Origin of the sequence: Halomonas sp. H10-9-1 (genome assembly GCF_040147005.1) — a bacterium.
In the GTDB taxonomy this organism is placed as follows: domain Bacteria; phylum Pseudomonadota; class Gammaproteobacteria; order Pseudomonadales; family Halomonadaceae; genus Halomonas.
Genome location: NZ_JAMSHO010000001.1, coordinates 1,846,773 through 1,867,365 on the forward strand (window position 1 = coordinate 1,846,773; position 20,593 = coordinate 1,867,365).

General features: G+C 66.6%; 22 protein-coding genes. 4 read left to right on the top strand and 18 right to left on the bottom strand.

Translation table 11 applies throughout. The features are described from left to right. Positions 1–13 precede the first annotated feature (13 nt). The 3 genes from pdxH to NFH66_RS08540 all read right to left on the bottom strand — a co-directional run bounded on the left by pdxH (position 14) and on the right by NFH66_RS08540 (position 1,817). The gene (gene pdxH / locus NFH66_RS08530; protein ID WP_349609840.1) at positions 14–655 is read right to left on the bottom strand and encodes a pyridoxamine 5'-phosphate oxidase; all 642 of its coding nucleotides are present in this window, start codon (positions 653–655) and stop codon (positions 14–16) included. Between the two features lie 122 nt (positions 656–777). After that, on the bottom strand, positions 778–1,125 hold the full coding sequence (locus tag NFH66_RS08535; RefSeq protein ID WP_349609842.1) for a branched-chain amino acid transporter permease: 348 nt from the start codon (positions 1,123–1,125) through the stop codon (positions 778–780). Next, positions 1,122–1,817, bottom strand: a complete 696-nt coding sequence (locus tag NFH66_RS08540; protein WP_349609844.1) for an AzlC family ABC transporter permease — start codon at positions 1,815–1,817, stop codon at positions 1,122–1,124. Before NFH66_RS08540 ends, NFH66_RS08535 begins: the two co-directional genes overlap by 4 nt. A 124-nt stretch (positions 1,818–1,941) precedes the next feature. Here NFH66_RS08540 and NFH66_RS08545 point away from each other — a divergent pair, with 124 nt between their 5' ends. Continuing rightward, on the top strand, positions 1,942–2,625 hold the full coding sequence (locus NFH66_RS08545) for a cytochrome b/b6 domain-containing protein (RefSeq protein ID WP_349609846.1): 684 nt from the start codon (positions 1,942–1,944) through the stop codon (positions 2,623–2,625). A 71-nt stretch (positions 2,626–2,696) separates the two neighbouring features. Here NFH66_RS08545 and NFH66_RS08550 read toward each other — a convergent pair whose 3' ends face one another. The 9 genes from NFH66_RS08550 to metH all read right to left on the bottom strand — a co-directional run bounded on the left by NFH66_RS08550 (position 2,697) and on the right by metH (position 12,630). Continuing rightward, complete coding sequence (locus NFH66_RS08550; protein WP_349609848.1) at positions 2,697–3,170, bottom strand: c-type cytochrome; 474 nt, start codon at positions 3,168–3,170, stop codon at positions 2,697–2,699. Positions 3,171–3,247: 77 nt separating this feature from the next. Further along, positions 3,248–3,652: a DUF2069 domain-containing protein gene (locus NFH66_RS08555; protein ID WP_349609850.1), complete on the bottom strand. Its 405-nt coding sequence runs from the start codon at positions 3,650–3,652 to the stop codon at positions 3,248–3,250. Beyond that, positions 3,649–4,272, bottom strand: coding sequence for an NAD(P)H:quinone oxidoreductase (wrbA, locus tag NFH66_RS08560; protein ID WP_349609852.1), 624 nt, complete (start codon positions 4,270–4,272; stop codon positions 3,649–3,651). The genes NFH66_RS08555 and wrbA overlap by 4 nt, the downstream gene beginning before the upstream one ends. 35 nt (positions 4,273–4,307) lie before the next feature. Beyond that, positions 4,308–4,655, bottom strand: coding sequence for an arsenate reductase (glutaredoxin) (gene arsC, locus NFH66_RS08565; protein WP_349609853.1), 348 nt, complete (start codon positions 4,653–4,655; stop codon positions 4,308–4,310). 67 nt (positions 4,656–4,722) lie between these two features. Continuing rightward, positions 4,723–5,166: a gamma-glutamylcyclotransferase family protein gene (locus NFH66_RS08570; RefSeq protein WP_349609855.1), complete on the bottom strand. Its 444-nt coding sequence runs from the start codon at positions 5,164–5,166 to the stop codon at positions 4,723–4,725. Between the two features lie 57 nt (positions 5,167–5,223). Then, entirely contained in the window at positions 5,224–5,766 is a 543-nt protein-coding gene (locus NFH66_RS08575) for a DUF934 domain-containing protein (RefSeq protein ID WP_349609856.1), read from the bottom strand. Next, positions 5,759–7,411 carry a nitrite/sulfite reductase gene (locus NFH66_RS08580; RefSeq protein WP_349609858.1) on the bottom strand — a complete coding sequence of 551 codons (1,653 nt, stop codon included), beginning with the start codon at positions 7,409–7,411 and terminating at the stop codon, positions 5,759–5,761. Before NFH66_RS08580 ends, NFH66_RS08575 begins: the two co-directional genes overlap by 8 nt. 120 nt (positions 7,412–7,531) lie before the next feature. Then, positions 7,532–8,860, bottom strand: a complete 1,329-nt coding sequence (locus tag NFH66_RS08585; protein ID WP_349609860.1) for an MATE family efflux transporter — start codon at positions 8,858–8,860, stop codon at positions 7,532–7,534. Between the two features lie 50 nt (positions 8,861–8,910). Further along, positions 8,911–12,630: a methionine synthase gene (gene metH, locus NFH66_RS08590; RefSeq protein ID WP_349609862.1), complete on the bottom strand. Its 3,720-nt coding sequence runs from the start codon at positions 12,628–12,630 to the stop codon at positions 8,911–8,913. Between the two features lie 331 nt (positions 12,631–12,961). Between metH and nfuA the strand changes: the two genes are divergently transcribed. Next, complete coding sequence (gene nfuA / locus NFH66_RS08595) at positions 12,962–13,552, top strand: Fe-S biogenesis protein NfuA (RefSeq protein WP_349609864.1); 591 nt, start codon at positions 12,962–12,964, stop codon at positions 13,550–13,552. Positions 13,553–13,680: 128 nt separating this feature from the next. Here nfuA and NFH66_RS08600 read toward each other — a convergent pair whose 3' ends face one another. Then, the gene (locus tag NFH66_RS08600; RefSeq protein WP_349609866.1) at positions 13,681–14,700 is read right to left on the bottom strand and encodes a DNA-binding protein; all 1,020 of its coding nucleotides are present in this window, start codon (positions 14,698–14,700) and stop codon (positions 13,681–13,683) included. A gap of 402 nt (positions 14,701–15,102) precedes the next feature. Between NFH66_RS08600 and NFH66_RS08605 the strand changes: the two genes are divergently transcribed. Next, positions 15,103–16,284, top strand: a complete 1,182-nt coding sequence (locus NFH66_RS08605) for a tyrosine-type recombinase/integrase (RefSeq protein ID WP_502878673.1) — start codon at positions 15,103–15,105, stop codon at positions 16,282–16,284. Between the two features lie 27 nt (positions 16,285–16,311). After that, positions 16,312–16,737: a SufE family protein gene (locus tag NFH66_RS08610; RefSeq protein ID WP_349609870.1), complete on the top strand. Its 426-nt coding sequence runs from the start codon at positions 16,312–16,314 to the stop codon at positions 16,735–16,737. Between the two features lie 3 nt (positions 16,738–16,740). On the opposite strand, the gene yidD is transcribed toward NFH66_RS08610, so the two are convergent. The 5 genes from yidD to NFH66_RS08635 all read right to left on the bottom strand — a co-directional run bounded on the left by yidD (position 16,741) and on the right by NFH66_RS08635 (position 20,569). Then, positions 16,741–17,094, bottom strand: coding sequence for a membrane protein insertion efficiency factor YidD (yidD, locus tag NFH66_RS08615; RefSeq protein WP_502878646.1), 354 nt, complete (start codon positions 17,092–17,094; stop codon positions 16,741–16,743). Next, positions 17,094–17,534, bottom strand: coding sequence for a phosphoribosyl-AMP cyclohydrolase (gene hisI, locus NFH66_RS08620; RefSeq protein WP_349609872.1), 441 nt, complete (start codon positions 17,532–17,534; stop codon positions 17,094–17,096). The genes yidD and hisI overlap by 1 nt, the downstream gene beginning before the upstream one ends. A gap of 37 nt (positions 17,535–17,571) precedes the next feature. Then, positions 17,572–18,018, bottom strand: a complete 447-nt coding sequence (locus NFH66_RS08625; protein WP_349609874.1) for a transcriptional repressor — start codon at positions 18,016–18,018, stop codon at positions 17,572–17,574. 67 nt (positions 18,019–18,085) lie between these two features. Beyond that, on the bottom strand, positions 18,086–19,060 hold the full coding sequence (locus NFH66_RS08630; RefSeq protein WP_349609876.1) for an alpha-L-glutamate ligase-like protein: 975 nt from the start codon (positions 19,058–19,060) through the stop codon (positions 18,086–18,088). A gap of 3 nt (positions 19,061–19,063) precedes the next feature. Further along, complete coding sequence (locus tag NFH66_RS08635) at positions 19,064–20,569, bottom strand: UUP1 family membrane protein (protein ID WP_349609877.1); 1,506 nt, start codon at positions 20,567–20,569, stop codon at positions 19,064–19,066. Positions 20,570–20,593: the final 24 nt, after the last annotated feature.

Here is a 20,593-nt window from a genome sequence, read left to right on the forward strand (position 1 = left end):
GTGATGGGCCGGCTCAGGGCGCCAGGCGGAAGTGGTGCCAGTCGCCGTCGCGGCGCTCGAAGCGGATACGGTCGTGGAGGCGGCTGGGCTGACCCTGCCAGAACTCCACCATCTCGGGGATGACGCGGTAGCCCCCCCAGTGCACCGGGCGCGGGATCTGCTGCCCCTCGTAGGCCTGTTCGAAGCGTGCCTGACGCTCCTCGATCCAGGTGCGATCCGGGATGACCACACTCTGGGTGGCGATCCAGGCGCCGAGCTGGCTGGCCCGGGGACGACTGGCGAAGTAATCGTCGGACTCCTGCTCGCTGACCTCCTCGACACGCCCCTCGATGCGCACCTGGCGAGCCAGCGATGGCCACCAGAAGGTCAGGGCGGCGTGGGGAACATTGGTCAGTTCACTGCCCTTGTGGCTGTGGTAGTTGGTATAGAAGACGAAACCCTGCTCATCGATGCCCTTGAGCAGCACCACTCGCGCGTGGGGTCGCCCCTGGTTGTCCGCGGTGGCCAGGGTCATGGCGTTGCCGTCGAGGCCCTCGCTCTCCAGCGCCAGGGCCAGCCACTCCTCGAACAGCTGCATGGGGTCATCGGTAACCTGGGCCTCGTCGAGCTGGCCGCCTTCGTAGTCACGGCGGATATCGGCAATGTTGCGTGTCATCGTGCTGAACTCTCCTGAAATCTCTGTGCATGTTCGCCGCTTCGAAGACGTAGCTCAACACCTGTTTTGCCGCGCGGTAATATTTTCTGGCGCTATACATGATGTCGAGCCCGTTGCGATCCTCACCACATCCAGCCAAGCTGGACCATGGCCATATAGGCGCCGGTGCCGCCGATGATCGACAGCAGGGCGTTGCGCCGCCACAGGTGCAGGAGGGCGACGATGATCGCGGCCGCGATCATCGGCCAGCCGCTCGCACCGGCGTTGAGCCGGCCATCGAGCAGCGGGCGAAAGTCGCGCAGTGAATAGATCACCAGGATCATCATCACCGTGGGGGGCAGGTAGCGCCCCAGGTGCAGGATCAACGGGTGGTCGGCGTGCCTGGCCAGGGCCACGAAGGGGATGACCCGGGTAGCGAAGGTCGCCAGGGCGCAGACGCCGATGAACAGCAGCAGTGACAGGGTGCTCATGCGCGTGCCTCCTGGTGCTGGACGTGGCGATAGTGCAGCAGCAAGATCAGGCTGGCCGCGCCGATGGCGCCCAGCAGCAGATGGCGGTCAGGCAGCAGCAGCAGGGCACCCAGCCCGGTCAGCATGGCGATGGCGAAGGGCAACCAGCGGCGCAGGCGGCGCGCCTGCTCGAGGGTGAGCACGATGAATAGCGCCGTGAGGGCGAACTCGATGCCCCGACTGTCAAAGGAGAGCGTGGTGCCTGCCAGCACCCCGGCGATGGAGCCCAGCACCCACCAGGCCTGGTTGAGCAGGCTGACCCGGAAGGCTAGAGTCTGGTCGCCGGCGCGCTCGGCGGGCAGGCTGGTGATCAGCGAGTAGGTCTCGTCGGTGAGGGCGAAGATCAGGTAGGGCTTGCGCCAACCGGCCCCTTGGAAGCGCTTGAGCAGCGAGAGACCATAGAAGAGGTGCCGGGAATTGAGCATCAGGGTGGCCACGGCCAGTTCCATGAGTCCGGCGCCGGCGGCGAGCAGCGCAACGGCGAGAAACTGGCCGGCGCCGGCATAGATTACCAGCGACATCATCACCGCCGCCCACCAGGGCATGCCGACCTCCACGGCGAGGATCCCGTAGGCGGCTCCCAGCGGCAGGTAGCCGAACATCACGGGCAGGGTAAGCTTCCCGGCTTCCTTCCAGGCATACGGTAATGACACGGTGATAGACTCCTTACCGGCAGTAGGCTGATGCGATGGCCAGCATTGCCATTTATGGTAAGGCAAATCCACCGGCTTGGCAGCTCATGACAAGATACTCATCTGAAAAATGCAGGGAGGCAAGATGACTCGACTGTTGGTTTGGGATATCCCGGTTCGCCTTTTTCACTGGTCCCTGGTGGCCCTGGTGGGGCTCTCGTTCTACACGATGAAGACCGAGGGCGCGCCCTTCGTCTTTCCGGTCGAGATCCATGCCCGCGCGGGTTACCTGCTGCTGGGACTGCTGCTGTTTCGCTGGCTCTGGGGGCTGCTGGGCAGCCCTCATGCGCGTTTCGCCAGCTTCCTGCGCTCCCCCGGCAGCATGATCGACTATGGCCGGCGCCTGCTCGGCGGCAGACCGCCCGCGTTCGCCGGCCACAACCCCCTGGGCGGCGCCATGGTCCTGGTCATGCTGCTGTCACTGTCGTTCCAGGCGGTCAGCGGCCTGTTCATGACCGATGATATCTTCTTCAAGGCGCCGCTGAACGGCTGGGTGGGCGGTGATACCGTCGATATCCTCATGGCGCTCCATCACCTCAACGCCAACCTGCTGGTGCTGCTGATCGCCGGCCATCTGTTGGCACTGGTGGTACACCGCTTGAAGGGAGAGCGGCTGGTGGGCGCCATGATCACCGGCCGCAAGGCACTCGAACGGCGTCCCGAGGATGAGCCCGGCGCTGGCCTCGAGCGTCGTACGGCGAGCCTGTGGCTGGCCCTGGTCCTGGTCGTGCTCTGTGCCCTGCCAGTGATCTGGCTGTGGTACGCATGAGCCGAATGCGCGACGGGGCGGCCTGAAGGCCGCCCCGTCGCATTCACATCCAGGTGGGTGTCCGGGTATGACTACTCGGCACGGAAATCGTCGTGACACCCCTTGCAGCTGTTGCCCACGGCGCCGACCTGGCGGCGCAGGGCGTTGAACTCCTCGCCGTCCTCGACCATCTGGGCCAGGGTGGCGGCCTCCTGCTTGAATGTCTCCTGCTTCTCCTCGAAGCCTTCCCAGTCATCGGCAATCTTGGCCAGGGCGTCGGTCTCGGCATCATGGTCGTCGCCCTGCAGGGTGCCTTCCATGAAACCTTCCCAGGGCAGGTGGGCAACGGCTGCCAGGTTGTTGGCCCGGGTAGCAAACTCTTCCGCGTCATACTCGATATCGCCCTGGGCCATGTCGCCCATGGGACCCAGCTGCCAGGCCATCACACGCAGGGCCGACTGGCGATAGTCGATGGCATCCTCGGGTTCTGCGGCCTGGACGGCGAGCGGCAGGGCAAGCGCGGCCGACAGGCCGAGGGCGATAAGGGGACGGAACGTCACGGTCATCACGAACTCCTTTCGTCAGTATTGGCTTAAGCGGCTTGATGTGCATCAAGCCGCTCCAAGCCTAGCATGTCCGCGGTTCAGCTGCCGTTGGCGGTGCCTCGCAGCTGTCGGCTGCGAAAGCGAGCATAGCCGGTGCAGCCGGCAAACAATGCCAGTGACACCACCGCCTCGACCACGCCACGCAGGCCCTGCCCGGGAAGGGTGGCGACCATCACGCCCTGGGCGAAGTAGAGGAGGCTGACGAAGGCCAGCCAGGCATGGCCACGGGGGCGACGACCGATCAGCGACGGCAGGAAGAGCACCAGCGGTAGCACGAAGGCGATGATGGGCACCAGTGGGCCGGTGTCGCCCTCTATCTGCATGCCACGATAGATCATCATGGCCATCAGCGCGGCGTAGCTGCCGAGTACCAGCCGGCGCATCTTGGCGGTCAGGACATCGAGCCCCTTGTCCTTCTCCATCCGCTCCAGTGCGGCCCTCATGAGTCGCTCTCCCGCAGCGTGGACAGCGCCAGGGCGAGGCGAGCCAGCCGGCGTCCCTGGGCGTACGCCAGGCTTCGCTCATGCTCATCGAGGGGCAGGTCGCTGCGTTTACCAGCCAGGTGGCTGGCACCATAGGGCGTGCCCCCGCTGGTGGTCTCCATCAGCTCGGTCTCGCTGTAGGGCAGGCCGGCATAGACCATGCCGTGGTGCAGCAGCGGCACCAGCATGGTCAGCAGCGTCGCCTCCTGGCCACCATGCAGGCTCGAGGTCGAGGTGAAGGCGGTGGCCGGCTTGTCGATCAGCGCGCCCCCCAGCCATAGCTCGCTGGTCCCGTCCAGGAAGTGCTTGAGGGGCGCCGCCATGTTGCCGAAGCGAGTGGGGCTGCCGATGGCCAGGCCGGCGCAGTGTCGCAGGTCGTCCAGGCTGGCGTAGACCGCCCCCTCGGCAGGGATCTCGGGGTCCACCGCCTCACAGGTGGCGGAGACCGGTGGTACGGTACGCAGGCGCGCCTCGACACCACGCAGGGACTCCACGCCGGCAGCGAGGCGCTCGGCCATGGCGCGGGTGGCGCCGTGCCGGGAGTAGTAGAGGATCAGCACGTAGGGCAGGGAAGCGCTCATCTAAGCTCCAGAAAGCGGGGGGTTGAAAGGGAAGCTCACGCCAGCAGCGCAAGGATATCCTCGGGAGGGCGACCGATCACGGCCCGCTGGCCATCGTCGGCGATCGGCCGCTCCATGACCCTCGGGTGGACGAGGAGCGCCCGGATCACTTGCTCCGGGTCACTGGCATCGGCGGCAAGGGCCTTCCACTCGGCCTCCTTGGTGCGCACCAGGCGCTCCACACCGCCCTCCAGCCGGTCGATCAGGACGCGCAGCTCTGCCTCGTCCAGGGGCTCGTCAAGATAGCGACGCACCGCGACCTCGACACCACGCTCCTCGAGCAGGGCCAGGGCCTGGCGTGACTTCGAGCAGCGCGGGTTGTGCAGCAGGGTAATCCGGGTCATGGGGCTCCTCGGCAAGATGGCCAATTGGCGACGGTTCGCGGCATTGTAGCAAGGGCGACGGGGTGGCTCACGGAGAAGCCGCTGCCGGCGAGGCCTCGGGCAGGCGACGATAGACCCAGGCCTCGCTGCCGTCGGCGAGGGTGAGCCGGACTCGCTGGTAGCGAATGCCCAGCCGCTCGTAGCGGTCGAGCCGGGCAAGCTCCTCGGCGGCGACGGTCAATACCTCGCCCGGCACACGCTCGCCGGGGGCCGGCTCGAGGTCCAGCCCGCTCCGTTGCCAGTCCTCGAGGTAGGCGGGTCGGGTCTCGACCCGGTCGCCGATCACGATCCAGCGCACCGGCGGCACGCGCAGGGTGCCATAGACGAAGACCTCATGGGGGCCCTCGCCGATGGGATCGAGATGCTCGGGGCGTTCGTAGGTGAAGGGGCTGAGCATGGTCAGCCATAACCACCCCGCTGCTGCCAGCGGGGTGCCGATGAGGAGGGTGGTGAGCAGGTGTCGGGGTCGCATGGGTCTCTCGTCAGCGGATCGACCCATCCTGCCACGCAGCGGTGGCGTGGTGCGAGGTCAGGCGACAGCCGGCTCGCGCGCGGCCTGGCGCTGTTCGCGCTCGCGGCGCCGGAACAGCGGCTCGGGCTGGTCCACCGCCGGCTGGTAGGCGCGGCTGAAGACATTCAGGTTGCGCAGGGCGTCCTCCAGCCACTGGTCCTCGCGCAGCGAGAAGCCGTCGAAGCCGCAGCGGCGCATGAAGAAGAGCTGGTCGACCAGCACATCGCCGATGGCGCGAATCTCGCCCCGATAGCCGTGACGCTCGCGCAGCAGCCGCGCCAGGCTGTAGCCGCGACCGTCGGTGAACTTCGGGAAGTCGATGGCAATCAGGGGTGCCGCGGCGAGGCGGGCGGCCAGGGCGTCATCGAGCTCGGTATCGGCGGCAAGCCAGGGAGCGCGCGCTTCGCCAGGCTCGCCCTCGAGCCACTCGCTCAGCGGCACGATGGCCGGCGTTCCATCCGCCGGGTGGCCCTCGCGGATCAGCTGCCAGTCATCGACGGCCGGCTGGCCACGGAACAGGTAGGGGCGTTGGCTTGCGGAGTGGGGGGCCTGATCAGGCATAGACGCGCTCCTTGAAGGGCTTGAGACCGATGCGACGATAGGTGTCGAGGAAGGTCTCGTCGTCGCTTCGCTCGCTGACGTAGACCTTGAGTAGGGTATCGATGACTCCGGGAACCGCCTCGCGGCTGAAGGAGGGGCCGAGGATCTTGCCCAGCGATGCCGCATTGCCCTGGGCGCCGCCAAGCGAGACCTGGTACCACTCCTCACCCTTCTTGTCGACGCCCAGGATGCCGATGTGCCCGACATGGTGATGACCGCAGGCGTTCATGCAGCCGGAGATATTGAGCTCCAGCGGGCCAAGGTCATAGAGGAAGTCCAGGTCCTCGAAGCGTTCCTGGATGGCCTGGGCGACCGGGATCGACTTGGCATTGGCCAGGGCGCAGTAGTCCCCCCCCGGGCAGCAGATCAGGTCGGCCAGGGTGCCCACCGTGGGGTTGGCCAGGCCCAGCGCTTCGAGCTCGTGCCACAGCGCCTCCAGGCGATCCATGGGCACATCGGAGAGCACCAGGTTCTGCTCATGGGTGACGCGCAGCTCGCCGAAGCTATACTCGTCGGCGAGATCCGCGATCTGGTGCATCTGCTCGGCGGTGACGTCGCCGGGCGAGTGGCCCCTGCGCTTGAGCGACAGGGTAACCGACGCGTAGCCGGGCACCTTGTGACCGTGGACGTTGTTGGTCATGAAGCGGCCGAAGGCGCGATTCTTGCCGCGCAACGCCTCGATAGCGGCGATGGCCTCGTTGGTAACGGGGCGCCGCTCGGGATCCACGAAGTGGGCTGCGACCCGCGCGATGCTCTCCCGGGTCAGGGTCTGGGGGCCATCCTTGAGATGAGCCCACTCCTCCTCGACGCGGCGGCGGAACTCCTCGACCCCCAGCGCCTTGACCAGAATCTTGATGCGCGCCTTGAACTTGTTGTCGCGGCGGCCGAACTGATTGTAGACCCGCACCAGCGCCTCGAGGTAGGTGAGCAGGTGCTGCCAGGGCAGGTCGTCGCGGACCACCTCGCCGATCATCGGGGTGCGGCCCAGGCCGCCACCGGCCAGCACCCTGACGCGCACCTCGCCCTGGGCGTCACGCCACAGCCGCAGTCCCACGTCGTGGACCTGGATCGCCGCGCGATCCTCGGCGGCGCCGGTCACCGCGATCTTGAACTTGCGCGGGAGGTAGGCGAACTCGGGGTGGAAGGTGGACCACTGACGGATCAGCTCGCACCAGGGGCGAGGATCGACCTCCTCGTCTTCGGCCACGCCGGCGAACTGGTCGGTGGTGGTGTTGCGGATATCGTTGCCGCTGGTCTGGATGGCGTGCATCTGCACGCTGGCGAGCTCGGCCAGCATATCCGGCACGCTCTCGAGCTTCGGCCAGTTGAGCTGCAGGTTGGTGCGGGTGGTGAAGTGGCCATAGCCACGGTCGTAGTCGCGGGCCAGGTCGCCCAGCTTGCGCAGCTGATAGGCGGCCAGCATGCCATAGGGGATGGCGATGCGCAGCATGGGAGCGTAGCGTTGGATATACAGGCCGTTCTGCACCCGCAGCGGCAGGAACTCCTCTTCGCTCAGGCGCCCGGCAAGATAGCGCTCCATCTGGTCGCGGAACTGGGTCACGCGTTCGTTGACGAGGGTCTGGTCGTGGGAATCGTAGCGGTACATTCAGCCATCCTGCTGCAGTGAAAGTGGCAGTGCCTAGCCGTGTACCATACGCGGGGTTGTATATTATTTAAAAGAATAAAAAGTCATAGTTTTTATTCTTAAAGTAATTAGAGGCGTGTCCTACAGGCAGAGCCGCTGCCAGTGCCGGCGCTGCCAGATCGCGGCAAACCACAGCGAATTGAGGATGCGATAGGCGAGCTGTACCCACCAGATGCCTAGCAGCCCCTGCTCGAACCAGACGCCTACCAGCCAGGCCAGCGGCAGGAACAGCAGCCACTGCAGCGACAGGGTCGCGGTCATCACCGTACGGTTGGCACCGGCGCCCAGCAGCGCCTGGGCGAGCACCAGTGCCGCGGCGTCGAGCACGATCATCAGCGCCGTCAGGCGCAGCGGCAGGCGGGCCAGCTCGACCAGCGCCGGATCATGCAGGAAGAGGGCGAGCACGGCGTCGGGAAACAGCGCCATGGGCAGCGCGATCACCGCCAGGCAGAGCCAGGCCAGGTGGACCACCTCCCAGCCCCAGCGATGGGCATCGCCATGCTCCTCGCGCCCCAGTGCCTGGCCCACCAGGCTCATGGCGGCCATTCCCAGTCCTACGCCGGGCAGGATCAGCAGCAGCGAGAGATTCACCAGCACGTGGCCCACCGCCACGCTGGCCGTGCCGACCTGGCCCAATATCCAGAACAGCACCGCGTAGCCCGCCGCGAACCAAAGCTGCTGGAAGGAGTGGGGCCCGGCCAGGCGCAGGGTGGTCAGGAGGGTGAGGCGGCGTGGCAGCCCGGCCAGGAAGCCGCCGGGCCGGGCATGGCGAAGGCTTGCCCAGGCCCAGATGACGAGCCCGCCGAACAGCGACAGGGTGGTGCCGGCGCCGGCACCGGCGGCCCCCATGGCAGGCAAGCCCAGATAACCGAAGATCAGCCCCAGGCTCGCCATCACGTTGATGGCATGCATCGCCAGCATGATGCGCAGGTAGAGGCCGGTCTGCTGGATACCGTTCCAGTAGCCGCGAAAGCAGAAGATCATGGCCACGGCAACGAGGGAGAGCACGCGCCAGCGAAAGTACGCCACCGCCTCGGCGTTGACTGCCGGGTCCTGGCTGATCAGTGCGATCAGCGCCGGTGCCTGCCACAGGCAGAGCATCGTCAGCGGCAGGGAGAGCCCCACGGCAATGACCAGGCCGGCATTGAGCGGCATGGCGAGGCGCGTCCAGGCCTGTTCACCGTGGCGCCGGGCGGTCTGGGCCTGGACCCCGGAGGAGAGCCCGAACACCAGGGCGGTGATCATGAAGATCATGTAGCCTCCGATGCCCACGCCGGCCAGGGGGACCTCGCCCAGTGAGCCCACCATGGCCGCATCGATCAGGTTGATCAGGCTCTGGGAGAGCATGCCGGCGATGATCGGCAGGGCGAGGCGCAGGATGGTGCGGCGGCGTGTCGAGGGAGGCAGCATGGCGGTCCGCAGCAGGAAGAGGGGCGGGCCGCCGGGCGGCCCGCTGCGGGTCAGGCGGGGTCGTAGGAGAGCACCGGCGTCAGCCAGCGCTCCATCTCCTCGAGACTCATGCCCTTGCGGCTGGCCAGGCTCTCCACCTGTTCACGGGTAATCTTGCCGGTGGAGAAGTATTTCGACTGCGGGTGCGAGAAGTACCAGCCGGCCACGGCGGCCGCCGGCCACATGGCGAAGTTCTCGGTCAGGGTGATACCGGCCGCCTGGGTGGCGTCGAGCAGCCTGAACAGGGTGGGCTTCTCGGTGTGGTCGGGGCAGGCCGGGTAACCCGGTGCCGGGCGGATGCCCTGGTACTTCTCGGCGATCAGCGCATCGTTGTCCAGCGTCTCCTCGGGCACATAGCCCCAGAACTCCTTGCGCACCCGTTCATGGAGGCGCTCGGCGAAGGCCTCGGCCAGGCGGTCGGTGAGCGACTGCACCAGGATGGCGTTGTAGTCGTCGCCGGCGGCCTTGTACTGCTCGGCCAGCGCTTCCACCCCATGGCCGGTGGTCACCGCGAAGCCGCCGATCCAGTCGGGCTTGCCGCTCGGCTCTCCCTGGTCGTCGTAACGGGGCGCCACGAAGTCGGCCAGGCTGTAGCAGACCCCGTCGCGGTTCTTGGTGGTCTGCTGGCGAATATGGTGCAGGCGCTCGATCACCGTCTCGCGGGACTCGTCGGCATACACCTCGATGACGTCGTCATCGACGCTGTTGGCGGGCCAGATGCCGATCACACCGCGCGCCTCCACCAGCTTCTCGTCGATCAGCTTGCGCAGCATCGCCTGGGCGTCCTGGAACAGGCTGCGCGCCGCCTCGCCGACCTTGGCATCATCGAGGATCTTCGGGTACTTGCCGGCCAGCTGCCAGCTCATGAAGAAGGGCGTCCAGTCGATACGCTCGACCATCTCCTCGAGGTCGTAGTCATCGAAGGAGAGCGTACCCGTCATGGCCGGCCGCGGCGGGGTGTAGGCGTTCCAGTCGAGGCGACACTTGCGCTCCCGGGCCTGGGCGTAGGTCAGGTCGGCGGCCTTGGGGCGACGCTTGGCGTTGCGTTCGCGAACCTTCTCGTACTCCGCACTTATTTCTGCCACGTAGGCCGGCTTGAGGGTGGGCGAGAGCAGCTTGCTGGCAACCCCCACGGCGCGTGAGGCATCGGACACGTAGATCACCGGCTGGGCGTACTGGGGCTCCACCTTGACCGCGGTGTGGGCCTTGGAAGTGGTGGCACCACCGATCAGCAGCGGAAGCTCGAAGCCCTGGCGCTGCATCTCCTTGGCGACGTGGACCATCTCGTCCAGCGACGGCGTGATCAGGCCCGAGAGGCCGATGATATCGGCTTTTTCTTCCCTGGCCGTCTGCAGGAGCTTCTCCGCCGGCACCATCACGCCGAGGTCGATCACCTCGTAGTTGTTGCACTGCAGGACCACGCCGACGATGTTCTTGCCGATATCGTGGACGTCGCCCTTGACCGTGGCCATGACGATCTTGCCCTTGGCCTGGGTGTCGGCGCTCTTCTCCGCCTCGATGTAGGGGATCAGGTAGGCCACCGCCTGCTTCATCACCCGCGCCGACTTGACCACCTGGGGCAGGAACATCTTGCCGGCGCCGAACAGGTCGCCGACCACGTTCATGCCGTCCATCAGCGGCCCTTCGATCACCTCGATCGGGCGCTCGGCACGTTGCCTGGCCAGCTCGGTGTCTTCCTCGATGTAGGCGGTGATCCCCTTGACCAAGGCATGTTCGATGCGCTTCTCCACCTCCCAGGAGCGCCACTCGAGATCTTCCTTCTTCGCCGGGCCGCCGCCGTCTCCCTTGTACTTCTCGGCCAGGTCGACCAGGCGTTCGGTGGAGTCGCTGTGGCGGTTCTGAACCACGTCCTCGACCGCCTCGCGGAGTTCCGCGGCCAGGTCATCGTAGACCGCCAACTGACCGGCATTGACGATGCCCATGGTCAGCCCGGCGCGAATGGCATGGTAGAGGAATACCGAGTGGATCGCCTCGCGCACCGGGTTGTTGCCACGGAAGGAGAAGGACACGTTGGAGACGCCGCCGGAGACCATGGCATGGGGCAGGTGCTCACGAATCCAGCGGGTGGCCTCGATGAAGTCCACGGCGTAGTTGTTGTGCTCCTCGATGCCGGTGGCGATGGCGAAGATGTTGGGGTCGAAGATGATGTCTTCCGGCGGGAAGTCGAGCTCATCGACCAGGATACGGTAGGCGCGCTGGCAGATCTCGGCCTTGCGCGCGAAGGTGTCCGCCTGTCCGGCTTCGTCGAAGGCCATCACGACCACGGCGGCACCATGGCGGCGGCAGATGGTGGCCTGCTCGCGGAAGGCGTCCTCGCCCTCCTTCATGGAGATGGAGTTGACCACCGCCTTGCCCTGGATGCACTTCAGTCCCGCCTCGATGATCTCCCACTTGGAGGAGTCGACCATGATCGGCACCCGCGCGATATCGGGCTCGCCGGCGATGAGGTTGAGGAAGCGCACCATCGCTTCCTGGGACTCGAGCATCCCCTCGTCCATGTTGATATCGATGATCTGGGCGCCGTTCTCCACCTGCTCCAGGGCCACCTCCAGGGCGGTGGTGTAGTCCTCATCGACGATCAGCCGCTTGAAGCGCGCCGAACCGGTGACGTTAGTGCGCTCACCGACGTTGACGAACAGCGAGTCGGGCCCGATGTTGAAGGGCTCGAGGCCCGACAGCCGGCAGATCTGGGGAATCTCGGGCACGCGGCGCGGCGCCATGCCCTGGATGGCGCGATGGATGGCGGCGATATGTTCGGGAGTGGAGCCGCAGCAGCCGCCGATGACATTGACCAGGCCGCTTGCGGCGAACTCGGCGACGATGGTCGCCATCTCCTCCGGGGTCTGGTCATACTCGCCGAATTCGTTGGGCAGGCCCGCGTTGGGGTGGGCCGAGACGAAGGTCTCCGCCTTGGTCGAGAGCTCCTCGATGTAGGGGCGTAGCTCCGCGGCACCCAGCGCGCAGTTGAGACCCACCGTGAGCGGCTTGGCGTGGCGCACCGAGTTCCAGAAGGCCTCGGTGGTCTGGCCGGAGAGGGTGCGGCCGGAGGCATCGGTGATGGTGCCGGAGATCATCACCGGCAGGCGTTCGCCGCGCGCCTCGAACAACTCCTCCAGGGCGTAGATCGCTGCCTTGGCATTCAGGGTGTCGAAGATGGTCTCGATCATGATCAGATCGGCGCCCCCCTCGATCAGCGCCTCGGCGGCCTCGTAGTAGTTCTCGCGCAGCGCATCGAAGGTGACGTTGCGCTTGGCCGGATCGTTGACGTCCGGGGAGAGCGAGGCGGTGCGCGAGGTCGGCCCGAGGACCCCGGCCACGTAGCGGGGGATGCCGGTCTCGGCGCCCACCGCATCGCACACCTCGCGCGCCAGGCGGGCCGCCTCGCGGTTGAGCTCGGGCACCTGTTCTTCCATGCCGTAGTCGGCCTGGGAAAGACGCGTGCTGTTGAAGGTGTTGGTCTCGACGATGTCGGCGCCGGCCTCGAGGTACTCGCGATGGATGCGCGAGACCAGGTCGGGGCAGGTCAGCACCAGCAGGTCGTTGTTGCCCTTGAGGTCGCTGGGCCAGTCGGCGAAGCGCTCGCCGCGGAACTCCTCCTCGGACAGCCGGGCGTTCTGGAGCATGGTGCCCATGCCTCCGTCGAGCATCAGGATGCGACGTGAGAGGCTGTCGTGAAGCGAGGCGGTCTGGGCGGTGGGAACAACGGCCATGGGCGTTTCTATCTCCAGCGAAGAGGCATCGGGGTTCTGGCCGGCAGCGGTGCGCCTGGGGCGTCTTGTCTCGTGGAAGCGCTGCGGGCATGGGCGGCCTGCCGAGGTGCGGCGGGTCGCCGGGCAAACGTCATATTCTAGCAAAAGGCGGCGTACCGGGGCAGGGGCGCGACGCGAGCGTCTTTCATGTCGTGCGTGACCGGGCTTCATACAGCGGTGGAGGTAAAACCGAGTGCGGTAGTCGGGATTGTCAGGGTTGGGACAGTCGCTTACCATAGTGGCAGATCCTCATCCCGGCCAGACCGCGCCGGGCTCGACCAGCGAGAGAGCAATGAGCGAGAGCATTCAGATCACCGACAGCGCCCAGGAGTACCTCGCCGAGCTGCTCGAGAAGCAGAACGTCGAAGGTATCGCGGTACGCATCTTCATCACCCAGCCGGGCACCCCCTATGCCGAGACGTGCCTGGCCTACTGCCGGCCCGGCGAGGAGGAGCCGAGCGACGAGAAGCTGGAGCTGCCCAAGCTCGGTGTTTTCCTGGACAAGAACAGCCTGCCGTTCCTCGAGGAGGCGGTGGTCGACTTCAATGCCGACCGCATGGGTGGCCAACTGACCATCAAGGCGCCCAACGCCAAGATGCCCAAGGTCAATGCCGACAGCCCGCTGGAGGATCGCGTCAACTACATCCTGTACAGCGAGATCAACCCCGGGCTGGCGGCTCATGGCGGCGAGATCAAGTTGGTCGAGCTGACCGAGGAGAAGGTGGCGGTACTGGCCTTCGGCGGCGGCTGCCAGGGCTGTGCGGCGGTGGACCTGACCCTCAAGGAGGGCGTCGAACGCACCCTGATGGAGCGTATCCCGGAGCTGGGCGGCATCCGTGATGTCACCGACCATACCGACACCACCAACGCCTACTATCGCTAGCGGCAGCCCGGGCGCTGCGCGTGTCGATCGCTCACCCCTCGGGCCTCCATAACTCACCCCTCGGGCCTCCATAAACAGAAGGGCCCCGCCAAGTGGCGGGGCCCTTCTGCTTGCTGGGCTCGGTAACTTCACGAGGCGTGATTAGGCGTCTCGTTCTCCATGCCATCCTGCTCTTCCTCGCGTTTGGGCGTCGGCGTCTGCCACAGGCAGCGATGGAGCTGCTCCTCCAGGCTCCTTAGGCGCTGCGCCTGGTCCTCCAGGTGGCGCTTCTGCTCGTCGATTCGCGCCTGCAGCAGCGCCTGCTCGTGGTGACGGGTATCGGCCAGCGCTTCGGCCTGGCGCCGTGCCCAGTCGCTCTCCCGATGACGCTTCTCCTCCTCGGCGAGTTGCGTTCGCGCCGCCTGCAGTTGCGCCTCCTGCCGGGCGAGCCGCTTCTCCAGCTGCTCCTCCCGACCCGCCGCCGCCTTCTCCTGGGTCAGTCGCTCCTGGCGCGCCTGGTCGAGCAGCGCCATCAGGCGTGCCTCGGCGCTTTCGTGACGCTGTTCCTCCCGGCCCAGTCGCTCGCGATGCTCGGTCTCGAGGGTCTGCATGGCCTGCTGATGGGCGTCGGCCACACGGCTGGCCTCGGCGCGGTGGCGCTGCAGTAGAGACTCGGCCTCGGCCAGTCGTGTGGCGAGGCGATCCTCGGATTTGCGCAGGGTCTCGAGCTGCGCCTGGCGAGTCGCCAGCTCGGCACTCAGCGCCTCGAGCCGCTGCTCGGTGCCGGCGAGGTGGCTGGCCAGCGCCGTTTCGCGCTGCCGGGCATCCTCTGCCTCGCGGTGCGCGCCGGCAGCGGCATCCAGGGCTTCCTCGACCCTGCGGTCGGCCTCTTCACGGTAGTGGCCAAGCACCTCGTTGGCGCTCTCCTGGGCCTGTCTCCAGAGCCCCTCGGCCAGCTCCTGAAGGGCGGCCGGCATGCCGCGGGGTGGAGGAACATCACGATTCTCCTCGCGCTGCTGTCGCCAGTTACGCAGATGATCGCTGATCGTGGTGAAGCTACCGGTCCCCAGTATCTCGCGAATCTTCTGCACGCTGGGCGCATCACCACGGGACAGCAGCTCATCGATGGCTCGTTGTACGTCTTCGTAGGTCACGCCGATGCGCGCCATAAGGCTCTCCTTCCTTGTACCACCCCTTCCGGATCGATATGCGGCGCAGCATAGCGGTATTAACGAGGAAATGGAAGATAATTACATTATACGTAATACGTAAATTACATTATGAAAAGAAGGATAAAAGCAAGATTACGCGGCTTATCTTGATTTTCTATGGCTATGACAGGCAAGCTGAGCCACAAGGAGCAAGGAGCAAGGAGCAAGGAGCAAGGAGCAAGGAGCAAGGAGCAAGGAGCAAGGAGCAAGGAGCAAGGAGCAAGGAGCAAGGAGCAAGGAGCAAGGAGCAAGGAGCAAGGAGCAAGGAGCAAGGAGCAAGGAGCAAGGAGCAAGGAGCAAGGAGCAAGGAGCAAGGAGCAAGGAGCAAGGAGCAAGGAGCAAGGAGCAAGGAGGGCGACGATGAGGCATGCAGAAGATGAACGGGGCATCGGAGGGTTGCCAGGGCCGGTGGCGGGGCGGTTGTCACCCACAGGAGGGCAGGATGCCTATATCGCCGCGACCAGCGACGCCGAGGCGGTGGCGCGCTGGCTGGCCGAGTACCGGGGAAGCCCCAGGACGCTGGCCGCCTATCGCCGCGAGGCCGAGCGGCTGCTGCTGTGGCTGGATGAACAGGCGCTGGGGTTGGCCGAGGTGCGCCGCGACCACCTGGAGGCCTTCGAGGCCTTCCTCGCCAACCCGCGCCCCCGAGGCCGCTGGGTGGGGCCGCCGCGGCCGCGCGAGGCTGAGGACTGGCGGCCGTTTCGCGGGCCGCTGTCGCCGGCCAGCCGCCGCCAGAGCCTGGTGATCCTGCAGGGAATGTTCTCCTGGCTCGCCGAGGCGGGCTGGGTGGCCCACAACCCCTTCCGGCTGATGCGCGACAAGCGACGGCGCCTGGACAACCGCCAGGGCGGCATCGAGCGCTATCTCGAGGCGCCGCTGTGGGGGTGGCTGTGGGGCTGGCTCGGCCGGCCGGTGGAGGAGGGCGCCTCACCGCGAGTTCGCTTCGAATGGGCCCGGCGGCGCTTCGTGTTCGGCTTCGCCTACCTGCTCGCCCCGCGCATCGCCGAGATGAGTGCGGCGCGTATGGGCGACTTCCGGCGGCGCGAGGGGCGTTGGTGGTGGGAGGTGGTAGGGAAGGGCAGCAAGGCGGCGCGTATCCCGGTGCCGCCGGACATGGTGACGTTGCTGATCGAGTGGCGAGGCGAGCTGGGCCTTGCCGGCGAGCCACAGCCCGACGACGATAGCCCGCTGCTGCGCGCCCTGGATGGCCGGCGCGGCCTCGGCGACAACCGCCTCTACCGACTGATCCGCGAGACCTTCCGCGAGGCCGCTGCGATGCTCGAGCAGGAGCAGGGCGATGCGGCTCGCCCCTGGGCGCTGCGCCTGCAGCAGGCCACGCCCCACTGGCTGCGCCATACGGCACTCACCCACCAGGCCCAGGCCGGGGTGGAGCTGCGCTATCTGGCGGCCACGGCGCGCCACTCGCGGCTCGACACCACCGCCCGCTACCTCCACGCCGAGGACGAGGCCTGGCATCGCCAGCAATCCCGCCATGGACTGGCCCGGCGGGGGGCGGACGAGGGCGGGGGCGAGCCGGTATAATCGCCGCATTCATCACGAGGAGATCCCATGACCACCGAAGCGACCGCGGAGCAGGCCCAGCAAGCGCTGCTGGAAGAGTTCGAGATGTTCGACAACTGGATGGACCGCTACCAGTACATCATCGACATGGGCAAGGCGCTGCCGGCCTTCCCGGAGGCGTTGAAGCGCGACGAGCTGAAGATCCAGGGCTGTCAGTCCAACGTCTGGATGCATCACGAGCGCCAGGGCGAGGTGCTGCACTTCGACGCCATCTCCGACGCCGCCATCGTCTCGGGGCTGATCGCCGTGCTGATGCGCATCTACAACGATCGACCGGCCACCGAGATCCGCGATACCTCACCCCATTTCCTCGGCGACCTGGGGCTCGACAAGCACCTGTCGCCGACGCGCAGCAACGGCCTCAACGCCATGCTCAAGCGCATCTACGAGGTGGCCGAGCAGGAAGCGGCCTGAGGCTCAGCGCTCTCGGTCGTCATGCGCCGGCGTCCGGGGGCGGAAGTTCTCGTCGAGCTCGGGATCCTCGCGGCACAGCGCCTCGCTGGGGCCTCCCGGTACGGGGTCGAGGCCACCCTCGCAACCCGGGTGGCAGCGAGCGATGCGGTGTGCGGCCATCAGCCCTCCCTTGAGAGGGCCATGCACCCGGATGGCCTCCACGGCATAACTGGAGCAGCTCGGCCAGTAGCGGCAGCGTGGCCCGAGCAGCGGGCTCAGGGTGAGCTGGTAGAGCTTCACCAGCCCGATCATCAGCCAGGCCGTGGCCTGGCGCAGCCACCGTGCCGGCTTGGCCAGCCACGCCGCCAGGCAGGACATCAGGCCTTGCCGTAGAGGGTGTCGGGGTCGATCAGTGGCGCGCTGGTGATGCGCACCGCGCCCTTCTCCAGGGCCACGTAGAAGCAGCTGCGCCGCCCGCTGTGGCAGGCGGGGCCGGTCTGGTCCACCTGCAGCAGCAGGGTGTCACCGTCGCAGTCCAGGGCGGCGCTCCTCAGGTGTTGCTGCTGGCCCGAGCTCTCGCCCTTGCGCCACAGCTTGGCCCGGGAGCGCGACCAGTAGCAGACCCGGCCGGTGCGCAGGGTCTCCTCCAGCGCCTCGCGGTTCATCCAGGCCATCATCAGGACCTCGCCACTGTCGTGCTGCTGGGCGATAGCGGGGATCAGGCCGTCAGCATTGAAGCGGATGGCCGCCAGCACGCCGCTGAGATCGTGACGGCTGTCGGCGGGGGCCCGTTCCAGGGCCTTGAAGGTATCGGACATGGGTTCTCCGCAGAATCGGGGCGCTGGCTGATGGGGCTCAGCCGCCGCTATCACAGCAGGCATCGCAGCGCCCCAGCAGTTCAATGGTCTGGCGCTCCACCCTGAAGCCCAGCTGGCGGGCACAGCCGGAGAGCTGGGCATTGACGTCATCCAGGTGCAACTCCTCGACGCGCCCGCAGACGCGGCAGATCAGCAGCTGGAAGCCATGGGAGTGTTCGGGGCAGGGGCAAGCGACATAGGCATTGAGGGACTCGATGCGATGCACCAGCCCCTGGTCGATCAGGAACTCCAGGGCGCGATACACCGTGGGTGGCCTGGCCGAGGCGTGCTCGGCCGTCAGGCGATCGAGCAGGTCGTAGGCCTTCAGCCCTCCGGCAGCCTCGGCAATCATCTCGAGCACGCGGCGGCGTATCGGCGTGAAGCGTACGCCACGCTGCTGGCACTGTCGTTCTGCCTGGAGCAGCAGGTTGCGGGAATCGGTCATGGGGCCCGTCGGCTATAAGAAGTCTGGCGCCATTCTACGCGGGTGGACGAGAGTGGGCCACCGAGGCTCAGGCCTCGGCGGTGGTCTCGAGTTCGCTGCGGCGTGCGAAATGCTCGCGGGCGAAGGCCACGCGTGCCTCGGGAGATACCCCCTCGGGCTGCTTCTCGATCAGGTCGAGGCGGCGCCTGAGGCCCTCGCCGTTGGCCATCTGGATCGCCAGCCCCGGACGAGCGTTGAGCTCCAGCAGCATGGGCCCCTGGTCGCGGTCGAGCACCATGTCGGTGCCCAGGTAGCCGAGTCCGGTCATCTCGTAGCAGCCGGCGGCGAGCAGCAGCAGGGTGGGCCAGTCGGGGATGGTCAGGCTGGCCAGTTCATGGCCGGTATCGGGATGGTCGTGGCGGGTACGGTCGAACTGTACGCCGCGGATGGCGGTGCCGGTGGCAATATCCAGGCCTACCCCGACGGCGCCCTGGTGCAGGTTGGCCTTGCCGTCCGAGGCGGCGGTGGAGAGGCGCATCATGGCCATCACCGGATAGCCGCGAAAGACGATGACGCGGATATCCGGGACACCCTCGTAGGTGTATTCGGAGAGGCTCGCGTCGAAGTTGATCAGCGCCTCGGCCAGTGCCACATCGGGGGCGCCGCCCAGCGAGTAGAGCCCAGAGAGGATATTGGAGATGTGGCGTTCCACATCGACCAGCCGCATGCGGGCTCCGCTGGGCTTGATGAAGTCGTCGCCCTCGACCCGCTCGATCACCAGGATGCCCTTGCCGCCACTGCCCTTGGCCGGCTTGATCACGAAGCCTGAGTGGCCGGCGAGCAGCTCGCCGATATGCTTGACGCCGAACTGGGTGGTGACGGTGCCGATCAGCGCTGGCGTGGTGATGCCGAAGCGTTCGGCGAGCAGCTTGGTCTGCAACTTGTCATCCACCAGCGGATAGAGGCGGCGGTTGTTGTAGCGGCCGATGTAGCGGATATTGCGCCGGTTCATGCCGATGATGCCCTTGGCGCGCAGCTTGCCGGGGGTCGTCCATTCACGCATGGCTCAATCCTCGGTGACCGGCTTGAAGCGACGCAGCTCCAGCAGGCGGTAGCCGGTGTAGTTGCCGATCATCAGGATCAGCGCCATCAGGATCAGCTGCACCCCGAGGAAGTTGAAGGTGATATGGCGCACCCAGGGGTTGTTCATGGCCAGGAAGGCCAGCACCGCGGTGACCAGGCTGCCGCCACCCTGGATCAGCACCTGCTTGGGGCCTTCCTCTTCCCACAGGATCGACATGCGCTCGATGGTCCAGGAGAGGATGATCATCGGGAAGAAGGTGATCGTCAGGCCGGCATTGAGCCCGAAGCGATAAGCGAGCACCGAGAACACCGAGATGATGCCGATCACCGTGATGATCACCGCCGTGACCCGCGCCACCAGCAGCAGGTTGAGGTAGGAGAGGTAGCTACGGATCACCAGGCCCACGGCCACCACCAGCAGGAAGCCGATCAGGCCGGTGGCCAGGCTGGTCTGGATAAAGGCCAGGGCGATCAGCACCGGCATGAAGGTGCCCGAGGTCTTGATCCCCACCAGGATGCGCAGCACCACCACCACCAGCGCGCCGATGGGAATCAGCAGGATGGTCTGGAAGAGCGCCTGTTCCTCCAGCGGCAGGCTGTGGATGGAGAAGTTGAGGATGGTGTCCTCGGCCAGCTGATTGCGTACCGCGGCGGCAGCCGGCTGGTTGCGGGAGAGCATCGAGAAGGTGACGCGCGAGCTGGTGCCGCCCTGCACCTCGAGCACCGCCTGGCCGTCACCCTCCCAGATCAGCAGGTTGTCAGGACGTCCCTGCTCGCCGGTGGCGGGGTCGAACAGCCTCCAGTGCTGGTCGTCGAAGACCTGGACCCAACTGGTCAGCGACTGGCGACGCCGACCATCCTCGAGCAGCAGGCCGCTGACCTCCCGGGCAGGAACACCGGCCTGGTTGAGCAGGCGAACCAGCAGGGGCGTGCGGTCAAATTGGGTGAGCAACAGGCGCGCATTCTCGTCCTGGCGTTGCTCGTCGAATTCATGGAACAGCTCGCGGGCGAAGGTGTAGGGGTCGGCACTGCGGCCCCAGGCCCGCTCGATCAGCTGCGTGGCGGCGGTGTCGTAGGGGCGCTCCCAGACGATGTCACGGCGCAGTGGCGGGGTCTCGAGGCGAGGCGGGCGGCTGTCGGGGGCCACCAGCACCTGGGCGGTGTAATAGAGCTGCTGGGAGCCGCTGGCCTCGCGAATCGACCACTGGGCTCGCCGGGCCCCGGCCTCCTCCACGAACGACAGCCCGAAGCCCGGTGAGGCGGTATGCTCGGTGAGCAACCGAAAGCCCTCCTGGGTCGAGGGCAGTGCCATATCCACCAGCACCGGGTCGCCTAGTGCCGTAAAGTTGACCTGGGCTTCCACTTCCCAGACCTGGCGCTGTTCACCCGGGGTCCAGGGCACCTCGAGCTGGTAGTGACGGTGCAGGCTCATGGCCACGCCGGCCAGGAACAGGACGCCGACCAGCAGATAGAAGGGCAGTCGTGACATGGGTCTTCCTTGGCAGAGAGGGCT

Excerpts from the sequence above, each read along its gene's own strand:
- NFH66_RS08570 (WP_349609855.1), bottom strand. The coding sequence starts at position 5,166 with ATGCGACCCCGACACCTGCTCACCACCCTCCTCATCGGCACCCCGCTG.
- hisI (WP_349609872.1), bottom strand. The coding sequence starts at position 17,534 with ATGTCCGATACCTTCAAGGCCCTGGAACGGGCCCCCGCCGACAGCCGT.
- NFH66_RS08575 (WP_349609856.1), bottom strand. The coding sequence starts at position 5,766 with ATGCCTGATCAGGCCCCCCACTCCGCAAGCCAACGCCCCTACCTGTTC.
- wrbA (WP_349609852.1), bottom strand. The coding sequence starts at position 4,272 with ATGAGCGCTTCCCTGCCCTACGTGCTGATCCTCTACTACTCCCGGCAC.
- NFH66_RS08585 (WP_349609860.1), bottom strand. The coding sequence starts at position 8,860 with ATGCTGCCTCCCTCGACACGCCGCCGCACCATCCTGCGCCTCGCCCTG.
- arsC (WP_349609853.1), bottom strand. The coding sequence starts at position 4,655 with ATGACCCGGATTACCCTGCTGCACAACCCGCGCTGCTCGAAGTCACGC.
- NFH66_RS08550 (WP_349609848.1), bottom strand. The coding sequence starts at position 3,170 with ATGACCGTGACGTTCCGTCCCCTTATCGCCCTCGGCCTGTCGGCCGCG.
- NFH66_RS08635 (WP_349609877.1), bottom strand. The coding sequence starts at position 20,569 with ATGTCACGACTGCCCTTCTATCTGCTGGTCGGCGTCCTGTTCCTGGCC.
- nfuA (WP_349609864.1), top strand. The coding sequence starts at position 12,962 with ATGAGCGAGAGCATTCAGATCACCGACAGCGCCCAGGAGTACCTCGCC.
- NFH66_RS08605 (WP_502878673.1), top strand. The coding sequence starts at position 15,103 with ATGAGGCATGCAGAAGATGAACGGGGCATCGGAGGGTTGCCAGGGCCG.
- NFH66_RS08610 (WP_349609870.1), top strand. The coding sequence starts at position 16,312 with ATGACCACCGAAGCGACCGCGGAGCAGGCCCAGCAAGCGCTGCTGGAA.
- NFH66_RS08600 (WP_349609866.1), bottom strand. The coding sequence starts at position 14,700 with ATGGCGCGCATCGGCGTGACCTACGAAGACGTACAACGAGCCATCGAT.
- pdxH (WP_349609840.1), bottom strand. The coding sequence starts at position 655 with ATGACACGCAACATTGCCGATATCCGCCGTGACTACGAAGGCGGCCAG.
- metH (WP_349609862.1), bottom strand. The coding sequence starts at position 12,630 with ATGGCCGTTGTTCCCACCGCCCAGACCGCCTCGCTTCACGACAGCCTC.
- NFH66_RS08580 (WP_349609858.1), bottom strand. The coding sequence starts at position 7,411 with ATGTACCGCTACGATTCCCACGACCAGACCCTCGTCAACGAACGCGTG.
- NFH66_RS08625 (WP_349609874.1), bottom strand. The coding sequence starts at position 18,018 with ATGACCGATTCCCGCAACCTGCTGCTCCAGGCAGAACGACAGTGCCAG.
- yidD (WP_502878646.1), bottom strand. The coding sequence starts at position 17,094 with ATGTCCTGCCTGGCGGCGTGGCTGGCCAAGCCGGCACGGTGGCTGCGC.
- NFH66_RS08630 (WP_349609876.1), bottom strand. The coding sequence starts at position 19,060 with ATGCGTGAATGGACGACCCCCGGCAAGCTGCGCGCCAAGGGCATCATC.
- NFH66_RS08535 (WP_349609842.1), bottom strand. The coding sequence starts at position 1,125 with ATGAGCACCCTGTCACTGCTGCTGTTCATCGGCGTCTGCGCCCTGGCG.
- NFH66_RS08555 (WP_349609850.1), bottom strand. The coding sequence starts at position 3,652 with ATGAGGGCCGCACTGGAGCGGATGGAGAAGGACAAGGGGCTCGATGTC.
- NFH66_RS08545 (WP_349609846.1), top strand. The coding sequence starts at position 1,942 with ATGACTCGACTGTTGGTTTGGGATATCCCGGTTCGCCTTTTTCACTGG.